Source organism: Streptomyces sp. NPDC006207, from assembly GCF_040613835.1.
In the GTDB taxonomy this organism is placed as follows: domain Bacteria; phylum Actinomycetota; class Actinomycetes; order Streptomycetales; family Streptomycetaceae; genus Actinacidiphila.
Window position 1 is genome coordinate 14,511 of record NZ_JBEXSX010000048.1, and the last position, 20,381, is coordinate 34,891.

At 72.5% G+C, this 20,381-nt stretch carries 11 protein-coding genes; 4 read left to right on the forward strand and 7 right to left on the reverse strand.

Annotation, left to right across the window (positions count from 1 at the left end):
• Window positions 1–8: 8 nt before the first annotated feature.
• Window positions 9–1,172 carry a winged helix-turn-helix domain-containing protein gene (locus ABZ312_RS31135; RefSeq protein ID WP_500359192.1) on the reverse strand — a complete coding sequence of 388 codons (1,164 nt, stop codon included), beginning with the start codon at window positions 1,170–1,172 and terminating at the stop codon, window positions 9–11.
• A gap of 91 nt (window positions 1,173–1,263) precedes the next feature.
• Window positions 1,264–1,854, reverse strand: coding sequence for a GNAT family N-acetyltransferase (locus ABZ312_RS31140; RefSeq protein ID WP_500330116.1), 591 nt, complete (start codon window positions 1,852–1,854; stop codon window positions 1,264–1,266).
• Window positions 1,855–2,061: 207 nt separating this feature from the next.
• Between ABZ312_RS31140 and secA the strand changes: the two genes are divergently transcribed.
• Window positions 2,062–4,854: a preprotein translocase subunit SecA gene (gene secA / locus ABZ312_RS31145; RefSeq protein ID WP_500330115.1), complete on the forward strand. Its 2,793-nt coding sequence runs from the start codon at window positions 2,062–2,064 to the stop codon at window positions 4,852–4,854.
• Between the two features lie 65 nt (window positions 4,855–4,919).
• On the opposite strand, the gene ABZ312_RS31150 is transcribed toward secA, so the two are convergent.
• On the reverse strand, window positions 4,920–5,333 hold the full coding sequence (locus ABZ312_RS31150) for an Rv3235 family protein (protein ID WP_500330113.1): 414 nt from the start codon (window positions 5,331–5,333) through the stop codon (window positions 4,920–4,922).
• 156 nt (window positions 5,334–5,489) lie between these two features.
• Between ABZ312_RS31150 and ABZ312_RS31155 the strand changes: the two genes are divergently transcribed.
• Together ABZ312_RS31155 and ABZ312_RS31160 are read left to right on the forward strand one after the other, a co-directional pair.
• A complete protein-coding gene (locus tag ABZ312_RS31155) occupies window positions 5,490–5,996 on the forward strand; it encodes a DUF6912 family protein (protein ID WP_499512140.1) in 507 nt (168 codons plus the stop codon).
• Between the two features lie 81 nt (window positions 5,997–6,077).
• The gene (locus ABZ312_RS31160; protein ID WP_500439227.1) at window positions 6,078–6,731 is read left to right on the forward strand and encodes an HAD family hydrolase; all 654 of its coding nucleotides are present in this window, start codon (window positions 6,078–6,080) and stop codon (window positions 6,729–6,731) included.
• A 103-nt stretch (window positions 6,732–6,834) separates the two neighbouring features.
• Here ABZ312_RS31160 and ABZ312_RS31165 read toward each other — a convergent pair whose 3' ends face one another.
• The gene (locus ABZ312_RS31165) at window positions 6,835–7,401 is read right to left on the reverse strand and encodes a DJ-1/PfpI family protein (protein ID WP_499512138.1); all 567 of its coding nucleotides are present in this window, start codon (window positions 7,399–7,401) and stop codon (window positions 6,835–6,837) included.
• 327 nt (window positions 7,402–7,728) lie between these two features.
• Here ABZ312_RS31165 and ABZ312_RS31170 point away from each other — a divergent pair, with 327 nt between their 5' ends.
• Window positions 7,729–12,657 (forward strand): NAD-glutamate dehydrogenase, encoded by a 4,929-nt coding sequence (locus tag ABZ312_RS31170; protein WP_500359189.1) that lies wholly within the window; start codon window positions 7,729–7,731, stop codon window positions 12,655–12,657.
• A gap of 73 nt (window positions 12,658–12,730) precedes the next feature.
• Here the strand turns inward: ABZ312_RS31170 and ABZ312_RS31175 are convergent, their stop codons facing one another.
• The 3 genes from ABZ312_RS31175 to ABZ312_RS31185 all read right to left on the reverse strand — a co-directional run bounded on the left by ABZ312_RS31175 (window position 12,731) and on the right by ABZ312_RS31185 (window position 20,345).
• Window positions 12,731–14,254 carry a hypothetical protein gene (locus ABZ312_RS31175; protein WP_500359187.1) on the reverse strand — a complete coding sequence of 508 codons (1,524 nt, stop codon included), beginning with the start codon at window positions 14,252–14,254 and terminating at the stop codon, window positions 12,731–12,733.
• Window positions 14,255–14,354: 100 nt separating this feature from the next.
• Complete coding sequence (locus tag ABZ312_RS31180) at window positions 14,355–16,637, reverse strand: bifunctional glycosyltransferase/CDP-glycerol:glycerophosphate glycerophosphotransferase (protein WP_500330106.1); 2,283 nt, start codon at window positions 16,635–16,637, stop codon at window positions 14,355–14,357.
• Between the two features lie 24 nt (window positions 16,638–16,661).
• Window positions 16,662–20,345, reverse strand: coding sequence for a bifunctional glycosyltransferase/CDP-glycerol:glycerophosphate glycerophosphotransferase (locus ABZ312_RS31185; RefSeq protein WP_500439228.1), 3,684 nt, complete (start codon window positions 20,343–20,345; stop codon window positions 16,662–16,664).
• Window positions 20,346–20,381: the final 36 nt, after the last annotated feature.

Sequence of the window (20,381 nt, forward strand, 5' to 3'; positions counted from 1 at the left end):
CCGCCCGGTCAGGAGAGGGCTTCGGCCAGGGCCGCGGCGAGCTTGGGGTCGTCGAGCCGTTCGACGCGGACGCTGTCGCAGCCGACCCATGTGGCGGCCTCGCGCAGTGCCTGCGCCATGGGCTCGACGGCGCGTGCGGACTCCAGCGAGACCTGACGGGCGATCAGGGTGCTTCCCTCGCGGGCCGGGTCGGCGCGGCCGACCAGCCGGCCGCCGGCCAGCAGCGGCATCGCGAAGTAGCCGTGTATGCGCTGGGGCTTGGGGACGTACGCCTCCAGGCGGTGGGTGAAGCCGAAGATGCGCTCGGTGCGGGGCCGGTCCCAGATCAGGGAGTCGAAGGGGGAGAGCAGGGTCGTGCGGTGCCGGCCGCCGCGGGAGGCTTCGGCGAGGGCGGTGGGGTCGGCCCAGGCGGGCTTGCCGCCCCAGCCTTCGACCTGGACGGGGACGAGCCCGGTGTCGGTGATGACCGAGTCGACCTGTTCGGCCTTGAGCCGGTGGTAGTCGGCGAGGTCGGCCCGGGTGGCGATGCCCAGCGCGGCGCCGGCCTGGGCGACCAGGCGGCGCAGGCATTCGGCGTCGTCGATGTCGTCGTGGAGGAGGGCGTCGGGAACCGCCCGCTCGGCGAGGTCGTAGACGCGTTTCCAGCCGCGCCGCTGGGTGCAGACGACCTCGCCGGTGTCGAGCAGCCACTCCACCGCGATCTTCGTCTCCGACCAGTCCCACCAGGGGCCGCCGTTCTTGGCGCCGCCGAGTTCGGTCGAGGTCAGCGGGCCGTCGGCCTTGAGCCGGTCCAGGACGGCGGCGGTGGAGCGGTCGGCGTCCTGCAGCACGTGCCAGCGGTGGCCGCGGGCCCGCCGGGCGCGGCGGCGGAAGGCGAAGTGCGGCCATTCCTCGACGGGGAGGATGCAGGCGGCGTGCGACCAGTACTCGAAGGCGTGGTTCTCGGTCCAGTACGCGGCCTCGACCGCGGTGCGGCCGACGGCGCCGAGGCGGGCGTACGGGATGAGCTCGTGGGAGCGGGCGAGCACGGAGATGGTGTCGAGCTGCACCGCGCCCAGCCGCCGCAGGACGCCGCGGACGCCGCCGCGGCGGTCGGGGGCGCCGAGGAAGCCCTGGGCGCGCAGGGCGGTCCGGCGGGCGTCGTCGGCGGAGAGGGCCACGGGCGTCGTCATGGGCCCACCCTAGGAGGCGCCACTGACAATCCGGTCCGGGCCTGGCCGCGGGGCCCGTCCCGGGGGCCCGCGGCCGGGCCCGCCGCCGCGGTCACCCGCCCTGGTGCGGGAGGTAGGCGGCCCCGCCGCTCAGGCCGAGGTCGGAGGGGAGCAGGGAGCCGATCCACGCGTCCCGCCGGGTGCCCTGGTGGACGATCTTGGCGCGCATGGTGCCCTCCATCCGGAAGCCCGTCTTGAGGGCGACCGCGCGGGAGCCGGCGTTGCCCGCCTCGGCGTACCACTCCAGGCGTTCCACGCCGAGCTCCTCGAAGGCCCAGCGGGCTACGGCGCGGGCGGCTTCGGCGGTGAGGCCGCGGCCGCGCTGTTCCTTGGCGGTCCAGTAGCCGAGTTCGGCCTGCCGTTCCGCGCTGTTGAGCTGGGCCAGCCGCACCAGCCCCATGGCTCCCACCAGGCGTCCCTCGTCGCGCGTGGTGACGGCGAAGTTGTAGACGGTGTCGTCGCGCCAGCCGTCGGGGCAGGTCCGGGTGACGAACTCCTGCGCGTGCTCCTGGGTGTACGGGGACGGCACCGGGGTCCAGCGCGGGATCTCCGGGTCCTGGCAGGCGACGCGGACGGCCTCGGCGTCGTCCGGTCCGAAGGGGCGCAGGACGAGGCGGTCGGTGGTGAGGGTTATCGGCTCCATGCGTCGGAGTATCCCCGAGGCAGGGGTGCGGTCTCGACCGGAAAAGACCGGATCGGGACGGCGGTCGGCGGGGAGAACCGCCCGGCTTGGTGACGGACCTCCCGGCCCGCTGGTGTCCTCGCTTACGATGGCCGTTGCAGCGGGGTGTGACCTGCTGTGCCAGCGCGCGAAACCGTGCCAGGCCCGACCGGCAAGGAGCCAGCCTACGTGTCCGTCCTCAACAAGATCCTGCGTGCAGGCGAAGGCAAGATCCTGCGCAAGCTGCACCGCATCGCGGACCAGGTCAATTCCATTGAAGAGGACTTCGTCAATCTGACGGACGCCGAGCTGAGGGCCCTCACGGACGAGTACAGGGAGCGCTACGCCGACGGCGAGAGCCTGGACGACCTGCTCCCCGAGGCGTTCGCCACCGTCCGCGAGGCCGCCAAGCGCGTCCTGGGTCAGCGGCACTACGACGTCCAGCTCATGGGTGGTGCGGCGCTGCACTTCGGCCACGTCGCCGAGATGCGCACCGGCGAGGGCAAGACCCTGGTCGGCACGCTGCCCGCCTACCTGAACGCGCTGTCCGGCAAGGGCGTGCACCTGATCACCACCAACGACTACCTCGCCGAGCGCGACTCGGAGTGGATGGGCCGGGTGCACCGCTTCCTGGGCCTGCAGGTGGGTTGCATCCTCGCGAACATGACCCCGGCGCAGCGCCGCGAGCAGTACGCCTGTGACATCACCTACGGCACCAACAACGAGTTCGGCTTCGACTACCTGCGCGACAACATGGCGTGGTCGCAGGAGGAACTGGTCCAGCGCGGTCACAACTTCGCGATCGTGGACGAGGTGGACTCGATCCTGATCGACGAGGCCCGTACGCCGCTGATCATCTCCGGCCCCGCGGACCAGGCCACGAAGTGGTACTCGGACTTCGCCAGGCTGGTGACCCGCCTGAAGCCGGGCGAGGCCGGCGCCATGGGCAAGGCGGAGACCGGTGACTACGACTTCGACGAGAAGAAGCGCACCGTCGCCATCCACGAGTCCGGTGTGTCCAAGGTCGAGGACTGGCTGGGCATCGACAACCTCTACGAGTCGGTGAACACCCCGCTGGTGGGCTACCTGAACAACGCCATCAAGGCCAAGGAGCTCTACAAGAAGGACAAGGACTACGTCGTCATGGACGGCGAGGTCATGATCGTCGACGAGCACACCGGCCGCATCCTGGCCGGCCGCCGCTACAACGAGGGCATGCACCAGGCGATCGAGGCGAAGGAGGGGGTGGACATCAAGGACGAGAACCAGACGCTCGCCACGATCACCCTCCAGAACTTCTTCCGCCTGTACTCCAAGCTCTCGGGCATGACCGGTACGGCGATGACCGAGGCCGCGGAGTTCCACCAGATCTACAAGCTCGGCGTGGTCCCGATCCCGACCAACCGCAACCTGCAGCGCAAGGACCGGGCGGACCTGATCTACCGCACCGAGGAGGCGAAGTTCGCGGCGGTCGTCGACGACATCGTCGAGAAGCACGAGAAGGGCCAGCCGGTCCTGGTCGGCACCACCTCGGTCGAGAAGTCCGAGTACCTGTCGCAGCAGCTGAACAAGCGCGGTGTGCCGCACGAGGTGCTCAACGCCAAGCAGCACGAGCGTGAGGCGTCGATCGTCGCGCAGGCCGGCCGCAAGGGCGCCGTCACGGTGGCCACCAACATGGCCGGCCGTGGTACCGACATCAAGCTCGGCGGCAACCCGGACGACCTGGCCGAGGCGGAGCTGCGGCAGCGCGGCCTGGACCCGGTGGAGCACGTCGAGGAGTGGGCGGCGGCCCTGCCGGAGGCGCTGGAGCGTGCCGAGGCGGCGGTCAGGACCGAGTTCGAGGAGGTCAAGGAGCTCGGCGGCCTGTACGTGCTGGGCACCGAGCGCCACGAGTCGCGGCGCATCGACAACCAGCTGCGCGGCCGCTCCGGCCGTCAGGGCGACCCGGGCGAGTCCCGCTTCTACCTCTCCCTCGGTGACGACCTGATGCGCCTGTTCAAGGCGCAGATGGTGGAGCGCGTGATGGCGATGGCCAACGTGCCCGACGACGTGCCGATCGAGAACAAGATGGTGACCCGCGCCATCGCCTCCGCCCAGTCGCAGGTCGAGCAGCAGAACTTCGAGATCCGCAAGAACGTCCTGAAGTACGACGAGGTGCTCAACCGGCAGCGCGAGGTCATCTACGGCGAGCGCCGCCGCGTCCTGGAGGGCGAGGACCTGCACGAGCAGGTGCGTCACTTCATGGACGACACGATCGACGACTACATCGCGATCGAGACGGCCGAGGGCTTCGCCGAGGACTGGGACCTGGACCGGCTGTGGGGCGCCTTCAAGCAGCTCTACCCGGTCACGGTGACGGTGGAGGACCTGGAGGACGCGGCGGGCGACCGGGCGGGCATCACCGCGGACTTCATCGCGGAGATGGCCAAGGACGACATCCACGAGCAGTACGACGCGCGTGAGCAGCAGCTCGGCTCGGAGATCATGCGCGAGCTGGAGCGGCGCGTGGTGCTGTCGGTGCTGGACCGCAAGTGGCGCGAGCACCTGTACGAGATGGACTACCTGCAGGAGGGCATCGGCCTGCGGGCGATGGCGCAGCGCGACCCGCTGGTGGAGTACCAGCGCGAGGGCTACGACATGTTCAAGGCCATGATGGACGGCATCAAGGAGGAGTCCGTCGGCTACCTGTTCAACCTGGAGGTCCAGGTCGAGCAGCAGGTCGAGGAGGTGCCGGTGGAGGCCGGTGCCCCGCAGGACGCGGCTCCGACGCTGGTCAAGCAGGACGCCCGTCCGGAGATCCGGGCCAAGGGCCTGGAGGCCCCGAAGCGGGCCGACCGGCTGCACTTCTCCGCTCCCACGGTGGACGGCGAGGGCGGTGTCGTCGAGGGCGACTTCGAGAGCGACGCGGGCCCGGAGTCGGACGGCATGACGCGGGCGGAGCGCCGCCGCGCGGCCAAGGGCGGCCGGCGCCGCAAGAAGTAGCCTCCGCGCGTTCCGGGGCCGGATTCCTGCGGGGGTCCGGCCCCGGGCCTTTGCCCCGGCGCGGGTCACTGCGCCTCGACGGCGGCGCAGCGCCATCCGGTGCCCGTGACGGTGCCGGTGCCGCCTCCGGCGCGTGCCGGGCCCTCGCGGCCGGCGCGCTCCAGGCGGAAGGCGAGGGCCCGCACGACGTGCGGGGTGAGCAGGACGACGGCGCTGGCCTCGACGGCCGTCCCGTCCGGGACGGGGCAGACGCGCGGCGGCCCCAGCAGCCGCGGCAGGTGGCCCCGGGAGACGTAGCGCCAGTCGGCGCGGGCGCCCACGAGGTCCCAGAGCCGGTCGTAGGCCTCGGGCTCCATCCGTCCGGCGAGGCTGGTGATGGGCCGCCGTCCGGTGAGGACCTCCAGCAGCCGTCCGGCGAACCAGACGTGCGGTGGCAGGGCGGTGACGTGCCGTGTGGGTGCGGACGTGGACGCGGGCATGGGTGTGAAGACAGGCATGGTGTGGACCCCCGTGGTCTACCGACTGGTAACCGGGTTCTAAGGGGCCGGGCGCCGCTGCGGGAAGCGGGGCCCGCGATGTCCGGGGGGCGGTGCGGGATTCACCTATCAGGGGTGGTGCGCCCGTATGCTGACGCCATGCGCGTCTACATCCCCACGACCCTCCCAGGCCTGGCCGAGGCGCACAAGGCGGGTGAGCTGGGCCCTGCCCCGCTGGACGCCTTCGCCGTCACCCCGAGCCTGCGCGAGTGGTACGTCTCCGACGACATCGAGGAACTGGAGTACGCCGCGCTCACCCGCGCCGCCCAGGCCTCCCTGCGGCAGCTGGCGGCCACCCCGGACGCGCCCAGGCGGCGCGTCGTGGTCGCGGTGGACGTCGCCGACGGCGCCGTCTCCTTCGACCCCGACCGCGGCCTGGACCCCTCCGCGCTGGGCGCGGTGCGCCTGGCCGCGCCCGTGCCGATGGCCAGGGCTGCCGCCGTCCACGCCGACGCCGACGAGGCCGAGCAGGACGTCACGGCGGCCGCCGACGCCCTCGGCGCGGCCGACGCGGGCGACGACGACGCCCGCTTCACCGTCGACGGCGCCGAGGACCACGAGCTGCTCTGGTACGCCACCCAGGAGATCCCCTCGCTCATTGCGTGAGGTGACCGTACGAATACGCCGCGAGTGGATTTGACCTGGGCACTTGCCTTGAGGACATGGGGTCTGGGTACGGTTTCGGGTGTGAACGCGCATCTCGTGTGGGACTGGAACGGCACGCTGCTCCATGACATCGACGCGGTGATCGAGGCGACCAACGCCTCCTTCGCCGAGATCGGGCTGCCGCGGATCACGCTGGAGCGTTACCGCGAGCTGTACTGCGTGCCGGTCCCCCTGTTCTACGAACGGCTCATGGGCCGGCTGCCCACCGAGGAGGAGTGGGAGGTGATGGACGACATCTTCCATCGCCACTACTGGACCCTCGCCGGTACGTGCGGCCTCGCCGAGGGGGCGGCGGAGATCCTGGCGCGGCGCCGCTACGAGGGGCTGACGCAGTCGCTGTGCTCCCTGGCGCCCCACGATCAGCTGATACCGATCCTGCGCACGCACGGCATCGAGCACCACTTCCTCCGGGTGGACGGCCGTACCGAGGGCAGCCACAGCGGCAAGTCCGAGCAGATGGCGCGGCACGTCGCCGCGATGGAGGGCATAGCGGCGGACCGCATCGTGGTGATCGGCGACGCCGTCGACGACGCGGTCGCCGCCAAGCACGTCGGGGCCATGGCGGTGCTCTACACGGGCGGCTCGCACAGCCGGGCCAGCCTGGAGACCGCGGGGGTGCCCGTCGTGGACAGCCTGGAGCAGGCGGTGGAGACCGCCGAGGCGCTCGTCGCCTGAGCCTGAGCCGGCGCCTTCACTGAGCCCCAGCCCAGCCCAGCCCAGCCCAGCCCAGCCCCGGCCGCGCGCCCGGGTCCCCGCCGGGGACCCGGGCGGCCGTCCGTCAGGTCACCGGCGCCTTGGAGCGCAGCACCGTGAGGAACTCGCGCATCCACGCCGGGTGGTCCGGCCAGGCGCGCGAGGAGACCACGACGCCGTCGACGACGGCCTCGGAGTCCTGGAAGCTCGCCCCGGCCGCCTCCATGTCCATCTCCAGCGCCGGGTAGGCGGTGACGCGGCGCCCGCTGAGGGCGCCGACGGCGGCCGTCAGCAGGGGGCCGTGGCAGATCTGCGCGACGGGCTTGTCGGCGTCGAAGAAGGCCTTGAGGACCTTGCGCAGCTCCGGGTCGTTGCGCAGGTACTCCGGGGCGCGTCCGCCGGGGACGACCACGGCCGCGTACGCGCCGGGGTCGACGTCCGCGAAGGACAGGTCGGCCGGCCAGGTGTACCCGGGCTTCTCGGTGTAGGTGTCGAAGCCCTCCTCGAAGTCGTGGACGACGAACCTGAGCTTCTTGCGGCTGGGGGCCGCGATGTGCACCTCGTACCCCTCCTCGAGGAGCCGTTGGTACGGGTACATGACTTCCAGCGATTCCGCCGCGTCGCCGGTCACGATCAGGATCTTGGTGGCCATGGCTGGGTGTCCCGCCTCTCGCCGTCTGCTGTCCGTCTGCTCTGCTGTCCGTCCGCTGCGTGCTGCCGTCCCGCCCCGTGGTCTCGTGCTGCCGTCCGGCGCGCCGTCGTGTGAACGTCTCGATACATCTCCGCGACGTTCCCCTCCTCAACCTGCACCCGCCCGGCCGGACTGTCCAGTTCGTCAAAGATTGGTTCGTGGTTTTGTACACAAAGAGCCCCTGACAGCCCCCCCGGACGTAGCGATAGCCTTACAGCGTGATCAGCGCTGATCCACCGATCACCATCACCTACGTCACGCAATGGCGCGCGACAGGAGCATGAGGAAATGCAGACCAAGCTGGACGAAGCAAAGGCCGAGCTGCTCGCACGGGCGGCCCGGGTAGCTGAGAACAGCCCGGCGGGGGGACAACCTGGCCAGGGCCTCGAGAAGGAGGCGCTGGAAGCCTTCCTCCAGCGCTACTACCTGCACAGCGCCCCGGAGGACCTGCTCGACCGCGACCCGGTGGACATCTTCGGCGCCGCCGTGTCCCACCACCGTCTCGCGGAGCTGCGCCCGCAGGGGACGGCCAACGTCCGCGTGCACACCCCCTCGGTGGAGGAGAACGGCTGGACGTGCAGCCACACGGTCGTCGAGGTGGTCACCGACGACATGCCGTTCCTGGTCGACTCCGTCACCAACGAGCTGTCCCGGCAGGACCGCGCGATCCACGTCGTCGTCCACCCGCAGATGCTGGTGCGCCGTGACGTGACCGGGAAGCTGCTGGAGGTGCTGGACGCCGCGCCCGGCGACGGCGCCGGTGTGCCGCACGACGTGCTGACCGAGTCCTGGATCCACGTGGAGATCGACCGCGAGACCGACCGCGAGGACCTGAAGCAGATCACCACGGACCTGCGCCGCGTCCTGTCCGACGTCCGCGAGACCGTCGAGGACTGGCAGAAGATGCGCGACGCCGCGCTGCGCATCGCCGACGAGCTGGCCGCGACCCCGCCAGCGCTGCCCGAGCAGGAGGTCGGCGAGGCCTGGGAGCTGCTGCGCTGGCTGTCCGAGGACCACTTCACCTTCCTCGGCTACCGCGAGTACGCGCTGACCACGGAGACCACCCCGGAGGGCGAGGAGGACGTGCTCACCGCCGTACCCGGCACCGGCCTGGGCATCCTGCGCTCCGACCCGCAGCACCGCGTGGAGGAGTCCGAGAGCGGCCAGGCGGTCTCGCCGTCCTTCAACCGGCTGCCCGCGGACGCCCGTAAGAAGGCCCGCGAGCACAAGCTGCTGATCCTCACCAAGGCCAACAGCCGCTCCACCGTGCACCGCCCGTCCTACCTCGACTACATCGGGGTGAAGAAGTTCGACGCCGACGGCAACGTCGTCGGCGAGCGCCGCTTCCTCGGCCTGTTCTCCTCGGCGGCCTACACCGAGTCGGTGCGCCGGGTGCCGGTCATCCGCCGCAAGGTCCAGGAGGTGCTGGACGGCGCCGGTTTCTCCCCTGACAGCCACGACGGCCGCGACCTGCTGCAGATCCTGGAGACCTACCCGCGCGACGAGCTCTTCCAGACCGGCCCGGACGAGCTGCGCGAGATCGTCACCAGCGTGCTGTACCTGCAGGAACGCCGCCGGCTGCGGCTGTTCCTGCGCCAGGACGAGTACGGCCGCTACTTCTCGGCGCTGGTCTACCTGCCCCGGGACCGCTACACCACGGGCGTGCGGCTGCGGCTGACCGACATCCTCAAGGAGGAGCTGAACGGGGTCACCGCGGACTTCACCGCCTGGAACACCGAGTCGGTGCTCTCCCGGCTGCACTTCGTGGTCCGCGTCGCGGCCGGCACCACGCTGCCGCAGCTGACCGACCGCGACGTCGAGCGGATCGAGAACCGGCTCGCCGACGCTGCCCGCTCCTGGGCCGACGGCTTCGCCGAGGCGCTGACCTCCGAGTGCGGCGAGGAGCGAGCGGCCGAGCTGACCCGCCGCTACGCGCACGCCTTCCCCGACGGCTACCGTGCCGACTTCACGCCCCGCGCGGCCGTCGCGGACCTGCAGCACCTGGAGCGGCTCAACGGCGAGGACTTCTGCCTCAGCCTGTACGAGCCGGTCGGCGCCGCCCCCGACGAGCGCCGCTTCAAGATCTACCGCACCGGCGCCCCCGTCTCGCTGTCCGCGGTGCTGCCCGTGCTGCAGCGCCTGGGCGTCGAGGTCATCGACGAGCGCCCGTACGAGATGCGCCGCGCCGACGGCACCCGCGCCTGGATCTACGACTTCGGGCTGCGCATCGACCCGTCGCTGGGCGACCTCGGCGACGACGCCCGTGAGCGCTTCCAGGACGCCTTCACCGCGACGTGGACCGGGCAGGCCGAGAACGACGGCTTCAACTCCCTGGTGCTGCGCGCCGGGCTGACCTGGCGCCAGGCGATGGTGCTGCGGGCGTACGCCAAGTATCTGCGGCAGGCCGGCACGGCCTTCTCGCAGGACTACATGGAGGACACCCTCCGCAACAACGTCCACACCACCCGGCTGCTGGTCAACCTCTTCCAGGCCCGGCTCTCCCCGGACCACCAGCGGGCCGGCAGCGAGCTGACCGACGCGCTGCTGGAGGAGGTGGACGCCGCCCTGGAGCAGGTCGCCAGCCTGGACGAGGACCGCATCCTGCGCTCCTTCCTCACGCTCATCAAGGCCACGCTGCGCACCAACTACTTCCAGCGCGCCGACGGCGGCAAGCCGCACGCCTACGTGTCGATGAAGTTCGACCCGCAGGCGATCCCGGACCTGCCCGCGCCGCGCCCGGCGTACGAGATCTGGGTGTACTCCCCGCGCGTGGAGGGCGTGCACCTGCGCTTCGGCAAGGTCGCCCGCGGTGGCCTGCGCTGGTCCGACCGGCGCGAGGACTTCCGCACCGAGGTCCTCGGCCTGGTCAAGGCGCAGATGGTGAAGAACACCGTCATCGTGCCGGTCGGCGCCAAGGGCGGCTTCGTCGCCAAGCAGCTGCCGGACCCGGCCGCCGACCGCGAGGCGTGGCTGGCGGAGGGCATCACCTCCTACAAGACCTTCATCTCCGGTCTGCTCGACGTCACCGACAACCTGGTCGGCGGGCAGGTCGTGCCGCCGGCCGACGTGGTCCGCCACGACGGCGACGACACCTACCTGGTGGTCGCGGCCGACAAGGGCACCGCGTCGTTCTCGGACATCGCCAACGAGGTCGCCACCTCGTACGGCTTCTGGCTCGGCGACGCCTTCGCCTCCGGCGGCTCGGTCGGCTACGACCACAAGAAGATGGGCATCACCGCCCGCGGCGCCTGGGAGTCGGTCAAGCGGCACTTCCGTGAGACGGGCCACGACACCCAGAGCGAGGACTTCACCGTCGTCGGCGTCGGCGACATGTCCGGTGACGTCTTCGGCAACGGCATGCTGCTCAGCGAGCACATCCGGCTGGTGGCCGCCTTCGACCACCGGCACATCTTCATCGACCCCGTGCCGGACGCGGCGACCTCGTACGCCGAGCGCCGCCGGATGTTCGAGCTGCCGCGTTCCTCGTGGGCGGACTACGACACCAAGCTGATCTCGCACGGCGGCGGTGTCTTCCCGCGCAGCGCCAAGGCGATCGCGCTCACCCCGCAGATCCGCAAGGCGCTCGGCATCGAGCAGCCGGTGGCGAAGATGACGCCGGCGGACCTGATGAAGGCGATCCTCAAGGCCCCGGTGGACCTGCTGTGGAACGGCGGCATCGGCACCTACGTGAAGGCCGCCACCGAGTCCCACCTGGACGTCGGCGACAAGGCCAACGACGCGATCCGCGTGGACGGCGGCGAGCTGCGCGTCAAGGTCGTCGGCGAGGGCGGCAACCTGGGCCTGACCCAGCTCGGCCGGATCGAGTTCGCCCAGACCGGCGGGCGGGTCAACACCGACGCCATCGACAACAGCGCCGGCGTGGACGCCTCCGACCACGAGGTCAACATCAAGATCCTGGTCAACGCGGTCGTCGCCGACGGCGACCTGACGGTCAAGCAGCGCAACTCGCTGCTGGCGCAGATGACCGACGAGGTCGGCGCCCTGGTGCTGCGCAACAACTACGCGCAGAACGTGGCGCTGGCCAACGGCATGGCCCAGTCCGCCAGCCTGCTCCACGCCCACCAGCGCTACCTGCGCAGGCTGGTCCGTGACGGCAAGCTGGACCGGGCCCTGGAGTTCCTGCCCTCCGACCGGCAGATCCGGGAGCGGCTGAACGCCGGCCACGGCCTGACCCAGCCGGAGCTGGCCGTCCTGCTCGCCTACACGAAGATCACCGTGGCGGAGGAGCTGCTCGGCACCGGCCTGCCCGACGACCCCTACCTGCGGCGGCTGCTCGACGCGTACTTCCCCAAGGCGCTGCACGAGCGGTTCCAGGCGCAGATCGACGGGCACGCGCTGCGGCGCGAGATCGTGACGACGGTGCTGGTCAACGACACCGTCAACACCGGCGGCACCACCTTCCTGCACCGCTTCAAGGAGGAGACCGGGGCCACCACCGAGGAGATCGTGCGGGCGCACACCGCGGCCCGTGCCATCTTCGGCCTGGGCGGCATCTGGGACGAGGTGGAGGCGCTGGACACGGTCGTCGCGGCCGACGTCCAGACCCGGATCCGGCTGCACTCGCGGCGGCTGGTCGAGCGGGGCACCCGCTGGCTGCTGAACAACCGGCCGCAGCCGCTGGCCATCGCGGAGACGATCGACTTCTTCCGCGAAGGTGTCGCCACGGTGTGGGCGGTGCTGCCGAAGCTGCTGCGCGGCGCCGACCTGGAGTGGTACGAGTCGATCCACGACGAGCTGACCGGCGCGGGCGTGCCGGAGGAGCTGGCGACGCGGGTCGCCGGGCTCTCCTCTGCCTTCCCGGCGCTCGACATCGTCGACGTCGCCGACCGGACCGGCAAGGACCCGCTGGCGGTCGCCGAGGTCTACTACGACCTCGCCGACCGGCTGCAGATCACACAGCTGCTCGACCGGATCATCGAGCTGCCGCGCGCCGACCGCTGGCACTCCATGGCCCGTGCGTCGATCCGCGAGGACCTCTTCGCGGCGCACGCGGCCCTCACCCAGGACGTGCTGTCCGTCGGCAACGGCTCCTCCACCCCGGAGCAGCGCTACCAGGCGTGGGAGGAGTCCAACAGCGCGCTGATCGGGCGGGCGAGGACGACGCTCGACGAGATCCAGGGCTCGGAGAGCTTCGACCTGGCGAACCTGTCGGTGGCGATGCGGACGATCCGCTCGCTGCTGCGGGCCCGCCGCTGACGCCTGGACGGCGCACGTACGACGGCAGGGGCCGGGGAGCACGCGCTCCCCGGCCCCTGCCGCGTGTACGGGCTCAGCCGACCCGGTACAGCCGTTCGCCGGTGCGGGGGCCCTGGGCGACCTGGACGCCGCCCGGCGGGGGCGGGTCGTCCGCCTCGGTCATCACCCACTTCACGTGGTAGCGGCGGGCGATGGCAAGGCGCTGGTCCATGGGCGTCGCGGGGGCCAGGTAGGCGCGTACGTCGGCCTCGCGTCGCTCGCGGTCTGCCGCCGTCGTCGACGGGTCGGGCCAGGCCGGTGACACCAGGAACGCGCCGTAGGCGGGCATGACGTGCTTGGGGTTGTACCCGTCGGTCAGGAGGACGTCGCCGGCGGCGACGTGCGCCTGCGCCCACAGGTAGCCGGGCCAGCTGCCCAGCCGCTGCAGGTGCAGCGCGGGCGGCACGTAGCGCGCCGGTACGACCGCGCCCGCCTGCGCCAGCAGTCCCGCGCAGGCCGCCACCGCCGCCAGCGGGGCCAGCACGGTGCGCAGCGCGGTCCACGGCGGGGCCTGCGCGAGCTCCACCGCCAGCGCGAACTGCAGCGGTACCAGCAGCAGCCCGAAGATCCGCCCGAAGGAGTAGGAGCCGCTGAGCCAGCCGTAGGCGGCGACGGCGCAGTCCGCGGCGAACATCAGCACCAGCGGGTCGAAGCGGTTCAGCCGCAGCCGGCACAGCAGCGCCGGCAGCCCGGCCAGGGCCAGCCCGTACCACTGCCACAGGTCCGCGTACAGCCGCCGGTGGACGTCGTCCACGGTGGGGTCGCCGAGCAGCGCGGAGAGGCTGAAGTACGGCCACCAGGCGGCGACGGCGAAGGCGACCGCCGCGGTCAGCGCCCACCGGCCGAGGACCCCGGCGGCGACCGGCATGCGCTGCATGCCGATGACGATGGCGACCACGCCGATGAGGGTGCCCATCGCCGTGAAGGGGTGCACGAGCAGCACGGTCCCGATGAGCAGTCCGAGCCAGGCGTGCAGCCACGTCCCGGCCACGCCGCGGCGGGCCGCCCGCGCGGTCAGCGCCCACACCCAGAACGTCACGCCGACGGCGAAGGCACTGGGGTAGGTCAGTCCCCGGATCATCGACTGCAGACCGAGGAAGCCGCTCCACTCCTTGTGCTGCGGCCCCCACAGCAGGACGAACGCGGCGAGCGCCAGCACCGGCGCCCAGCGCCGGTTGCTGAGCACGCGGGTGAAGGCGCCGATGCCGGTGACGACCAGCGCCAGGTTGACCGGGCCGCACCCCTTGAGCAGCTGCCAGCCCGGTACGCCCGTCAGGTGCGACAGCAGCCCCAGCACCACGGTGTACGGGGTGAAGTAGGGGCTGCCGGTGCCCGGCACGTCGAGCAGCGGGTTGGCCGGGTGCCGCCAGTCCGTGGCGATCCGCTCGATCGCGGCGGCGTGCTGCCCGAAGTCGGAGGCGACCGGCGACTGCCAGGTGCGGTAGGCCACCACCGCCCAGAAGAGGGTGCCGAGGATCAGGTACGGGGAGGGCCTGCGCACGTCCCGCAGCTCGTACGCGTGGATCCGCCAGTCCCGCTGGGTCAGCACGCCGGTCACCGCAGCCCTCCCGGCCGTCGTCCGCTCGTCACCTCGTTCCCCTCGATGCTTGATCGTGACGGACGCGGCTGCATCCCGGCGGGGCCCGTACGGGGCGTCGTCACGGCCGTGCGGCGGCCTCCTGCGGACCGGAGCGTGGTCCCTGCGGCGGGGCGCCGGCCAGGAGCGCGGGAGCGGGCGCGGGGGTGCGGGCCTCCAGGGGCACGACGGGCAGCGGCTCGCTCTCGCCGAGGAAGACCCGCCGCACGACCCGCTCGGCGGCCCGGCCGTCGTCGAAGGCGCAGAAGCGGCGGCGGAACGCCTCCCGCAGTCCGGCCGCCTCCGGGCTGTTCCAGGCGCCGTCGCGGAAGACCGCGATCAGTTCGTCGTCGCTGGTGGAGACGGCGCCGGGGGTCTCGCCGGGGGCTCCGGACAGCAGGTCGAAGTAGACGCCGCGGCTGGCCCGGTAGACCGGCCAGTCGTCGGCGTGGACGACGATGGGCCGGTCGAGGAGCGCGTAGTCGAACATGATCGACGAGTAGTCGGTGACCAGGGCGTCGGCGGCCAGGCACAGCTGTTCGACCGACGGGTGCCGGGAGACGTCGACCAGCAGCCCTTCCTCGTGCAGCGCCTTCAGGCGGGCGTCCTCGCCGTGGAAGTAGTGGATGCGGGTGAGCAGGACGAAGCCCTCGCCGAGCGCCCGGCACACCCGTTCCACGTCCAGGCGCGGCACGAAGTTGCGCTGGTAGTCGCGGGTCGTCGGCGCGTACAGGACCGCGGTGCGGCCGGGGGCGATGCCCAGGGCCGCGCGGGCGTGGGAGACCTCGGCGGCGCCGGCGGTCAGGAAGACGTCGTTGCGCGGGTAGCCGGTCTCCAGGTGCTGCCAGGAGGAGGGGTACACGCGCTCCCAGATCTCGCTGGAGTGCGGGTTGGAGGACACGCTGTAGTCCCAGCGGTCCACCCGCTCCAGCAGCCGGCGGAAGCTCATGCCCTTGGCGGAGGCGGGGTAGCGCTGCTGGTCGATCCCCATCTTCTTCAGCGGGGTGCCGTGGTGGGTCTGCAGGTGGACGCTGCCGGGCCGCTTGCGGACGTCGTTGGGGAAGTTGACGTTGCTGATCAGGTACGTGGCCCGGGCCATCAGACGCCAGTAGCGCCGGGTGCGCGGCACGACGTAGTCCACGCCCTTGGGCACCCGGGGGACGTCGGACTTGCGGACCAGCCACACCCCGTGGACGCCCGGGGCGATCTCCCGTGCCTTGTGGTAGATCGCGGCCGGGTTGCAGAACACCCCGCGGTCCCAGTACGCCGAGTACACCGCGAGGTTGGGGTCGAGCGGCCGCCGCAGGTGGTAGGCGTACAGGGCGGCCTTGGCCCGCTGCGCGACCTGCCGGCGCAGCCGCCGCCTGCGCCGCGTCAGCTCCTTGCGGGCCTCGCGCGGTACGTCGCCCAGCCGGGCCAGCAGCCAGCTGCCGCGGGCCAGCCGCCGGTAGGCGGTGGCCTTGTCCGCGGGCGGCACGAACCCCTCCGGCAGGTGGCGGGCGTACCAGCGGGCCGCGAGCCGGAAGAACACGCCGCGCAGCCGCGGCGGGATCCGGTCCGGGTTGCCGAGGCAGAACAGGAAGTGGCTGACGGCCCGCTCGAACAGCATCGGCCGCAGCGGCGCGAGGTGTTCGCGGCCGGGCGCGTCGAGGAAGTCGAAGAGCCGGGTGTACTGGTCGAGGATGACGAAGTGGTTGCGGCCCGGGCTGCGGGTGCTGGCGCCGCTGCGCCGCTGCCGGTACTCCAGCACCGCCCGGGCCAGGCAGGAGATGCGTTCGGCGCTGAGCATCGTCACGTACGAGACGAGGGCGTCCTCGTAGATGCCGTCGCTGAAGGAGAAACCGTGCCCCCGGTAGAAGGCGCGGCGGTAGACCCGGTTGGAGGTCATCGCGAACAGCCGCAGGAACTCGGGGCGTTCGGTGATCCGGAAGACGTCGGTGCCGGCCGAGGCGAGCAGGTCGCCGAAGACGCTCTTCTCGGCCGCCTCCCACCAGTAGGTGCGCACGTGGTCGAAGTAGAGGATGTCCGGGTCGCCGTCCTGCTTCAGCCGCTCGGCGACCGCCTCCAGCGAGCCGGGGGCGAGGGTGTCGTCGCCGTCGAGGAAGAGCAGGTAGTCGCCGGTGGCCCGCTCGGCACCGGTGTTGCGGGCCCGCCCCACCCCCAGGTTCTCCTCGTGGTGCAGCGCGATCACCCGGCAGTCGCGGGCCGCGTACTCGTCGAGGATGCGGCCGCAGTGGTCCGGCGAGCGGTCGTCGACCGCGATCACCTCGAGGTCGGGCAGTGACTGCGACAGCACCGAGTCGAGGCAGGCGCGCAGGTAGCCCTGCACCTTGTGGACCGGGACGATGACGGAGAAGCGGGGCATGTGGATCCTGGGTTCCCTCAGGGGTCAGTGACGGTCGGGTTCGAGCAGCCGGTCGACGGCGCGGGCCGCCGCACCGCCGTCGTCGAGGTGGCAGAAGGTCGCGCGGAAGTGCGCGTACGCGTCGGCGCTGTGCCGTGCCACGGTGCCGAGGTCGCGCAGCGCGCCCGCCAGGTCGGCGGTGGACTGCAGCAGCGGGCCCGGGGCCTGGGCCTCGAAGTCGGGGTAGAAGCCGCGCAGGGTGTCGCGGAAGTGCTCCAGGTCGGGGACGAGGAAGAGCATCGGACGGCCGGTGTTGGCGAAGTCGGCCGCGGGGGAGGCGTAGTCGGTGACCAGGACGTCGGCGACCAGCAGCAGCTCCGCCACGTCCGGGTGGCAGGACACGTCGCGCACGAACCCGGAGCGCGGGGTGCGGACCCGGTCGGCGACCAGGGGGTGGGAGCGGAAGAGCAGCACGTGGTCGGCGCCCAGGGCGCGTTCGGCCTCCGCCAGGTCCAGGTGGGGCGACATGCGGTAGTGCTCGGCGTCGTACGCCAGGTCGTCGCGGCGCGTCGGCGCGTACAGCACGACGGTGCGGTCCCTGGGGACCCGCAGCCGGTCGCGCAGCGCGGCGGCCACCTTGGCGCGGTCGTCGGCGAAGAGCACGTCCGTGCGGGGCAGTCCCGTCTCGGCGACCGGGCCGTCGTAGCCGAGTGCGGCCCGCAGCAGCGGGGTGCTGTACGCGTTCGGCGACAGCAGCAGGCTCCACTGGGCGCCCGGGTCGCGCGGCGGGCGGGGCAGGTGCACCAGGTCCGCGCACAGGGTGCCGGCGAGGTCCCGGCCGGTCCGCTTGAGGGGGGTTCCGTGCCAGGTCTGCAGCACGGTCTGGTCCGGGCGGCGCACGAACCACTGCGGCAGGTGGGTGTTGGTGACGACGTAGCGGCTGCGGGCGAGCGCCTCGTACCAGGCGGCGCTGTGCAGCACGACCGGCCGCGCGGTCGCCGGCGGCGGGGCCTGACCGTCCCTGACCACCCACAGGTGCTCCAGGCCGTCCGCGGCACGGCGGCGCAGCAGCTCCTCGTGGACGGCGCGCGGCGAGTCCCCGTACGCCCGCCCGTCGAAGGCGCTGTACAGCACCGACTCGCGGCGCGGCAGCCCGCGGGTGCGCGGATGGTGGCTCTCGCGCAGCACCCGCTGCCGGTACGGGCCGCGCTGCGGCTCCGGCACGGTGGGCCGGGCGTCGAGGAACAGCCGGTCGTGGAAGCGCCGGTCGACGGAGAAGGACTTGCCGCCCGCCTCCGCCGCCATCGGCAGCGCCTCGAACACCCCGGGCGCGACCCGCACCGGCGCTTCCGTGCCGGCGCCGTCGCGCAGGTGCAGGTACCAGCGGCCGGCGGGCAGCGGGACGGTGCCGGCGAGGGACTCCAGCGTGCCGGGGCGCACGGTGGCGGTGAAACGGCGCCCCTCGTACGGGCCCGGCCCTGCGGCGTCCTGCGGCACGGACGGCAGCGGCGGGATCGCGCTGGACGGTGGCGGGAAGCCCGGGCGGCGTCCCGGTACGCCGTCGGCCTGGACCGGGACGGCGTGCTCGACGCGGTGCGTGCCGTGGCGGAGCACCAGTTCGGCCGGGCCGGGGGCGGAGCCGGGCGCGAGGCGGCCGGCCACGACGAGGGCGCCCTCGGCGGTCCAGCCGATGGCGTCGGCCACCGGCTGCGGGGTGCGGTCGCGCAGCACCAGCTTCCCCGACGCCTTCGCCTCGACCAGCAGCCGCCGCGGCGTCCCGCCGAGCCGGGGGTCGGTGCCGAGGTCGTAGTGCCCGGCGGGCAGCGCGCCGTCGAGGTGGACGAGGTCGGCGTGCCCGGGGTTCAGCAGCGCGACGTCCCAGCTGTCGGTGTCCTCCGCGCGGATCTCCTTGGGCCCGGCGTCCAGCGCGGGCCGGGCGGCCGCCAGGTCGGCGAGGGGCACGCGGGCCCGGCGGACGCCGTCGTCCGTCCCCCCGGGGACCGCGGGCTCCAGCGGGTACTCCAGCACGGTGGGCGTCGCGGAGTGCGTCAGCCGTACCGCCGTCGCCTGTGGCGCGCCCGTGAAGTCCAGTTCCACCGCGGTGCCGTCGCCGGTCGCCCGGTGGCCGGTCAGCCGCCGTACCTCCGGCTCCACCGACAGCTGCAGCCGCCCCTGCCGGTAGTACGGCACGAGCCGCATGCCGCCGCCGGCCGCGTACGACGGCGGGGACGCCCCCGAGCCCGCGTCCGCGGCCCGCAGGGCCGCCTTGCGGATGACCCCCTTCGCCGCGACGACCACCCCGAGCCGCCAGCGGCCGGCCCGTGGTTCGCCCTGGCGGCGGCCGGTGGTCAGCCGCGCCGGGTCGATGGTGATCTCGAAGCCCGACCAGTCGTAGCAGTGTTCCTCCTGGCGCGAGTTGAGGGTCGCGGCGGGCTCCTGCCGGATCCTGACCGGCAGCAGCACCACCTTGGCCCGGCGGCCGTGGCCGTGGACGGCGACCGCGGTGATGTGCGCGGCGCCCTTGCGGTCGGCGTCGATGTTGCGCAGGTAGGCGTAGCCGCGCAGGACGAGCCGGCCGTTCTCCCGCACCACCTCGCGCACCCGCGCCCGGACGGGGAAGTCCGCGCGCCGCAGCCGGGCTGCCGAGGCCGGCAGGGCGATCCGGCCGCCGTCGGCGCCGCGCAGCACCGCCCGCTTGCGCAGCGGCGGGCCGGTGACGCCGAAGCCGGCGGAGTTGCGCTGCTCGTGGTCGAGCACCGTCAGCAGGTCGTCGAGGCGGTCCTTGACGATCAGGTGCCACTTGATGCGCAGCCCGGCGGGCAGCTCGAGGAAGAGGGCGGGGTCGACCCGGGTGAGCCAGTCGCGGCAGCGGTCCATGAAGACCCGCCGGTACTCGGGGCCGGCCATCGGCAGGGCGTCGATGAAGTACAGCAGGTCGTCGGTGAGGACCGAGCGGTCGTAGGCCCGTTTGAAGGAGGTCCAGCGCGTGCGGGCCGGGTCGCCGAGGAAGCGGCTGACGTGGTCGACGGCGGCGATCCGGTCGCGCACGCCCTTGACGTCGGTGCGGCGCCGGGTGATGGAGCCCTCGCGGATCCGCCAGTAGTAGACGTGCTCGTGCGTCACGTCGACGGCGTCGGCGAGGAAGTGCGCGGGGATGGTGAGCGGGGTGTCCTCGTAGAGCACGCCCTCGGGGAAGGCCAGGCGGTGGCGCTCCCAGAAGGAGCGGCGGAAGACCTTGTTCCAGGCGACCCGGTCGGAGAGCAGGCTCAGGTCCCGGGTGATGTGGGTGCCGGTGACGGTGCGGGTCATGTCCCGGTGCTGCCAGGCCTGGCTGCGGCCGTCGGCGGTCAGCCGCCACACGTTGCCGGTCGCGAAGTCCGAGCCCGACCCGTCCAGCAGGCCCACCAGCCGCTCGTAGGCGTGCGGCGGCAGGATGTCGTCGCTGTCGAGGAAGCACAGGTACTCGGTGCGCGGGTCGGCGTGGCGGGTGCCGGTGTTGCGGGCGTGGCCCAGTCCGCCGTTGTCCTGCCGGACCAGGCGGAAGCGCGGGTCGCGGTCGGCGAAGCCCTGGGCGATCTCCGGGCCGGAGTCGGTGGAGCCGTCGTCCACCATGACCACGTCGAGGGCGTCGAAGGTCTGTGCGGCGACCGACCGCAGGCATTCCTGCAGCCAGCTCTCGACGTTGTGGACCGGAACGACGACCGTGAGGCGGGGCGTGCGCGACACCATGGTGACGTGGCCCTTTCCGGACGAGGGCGACAGGGG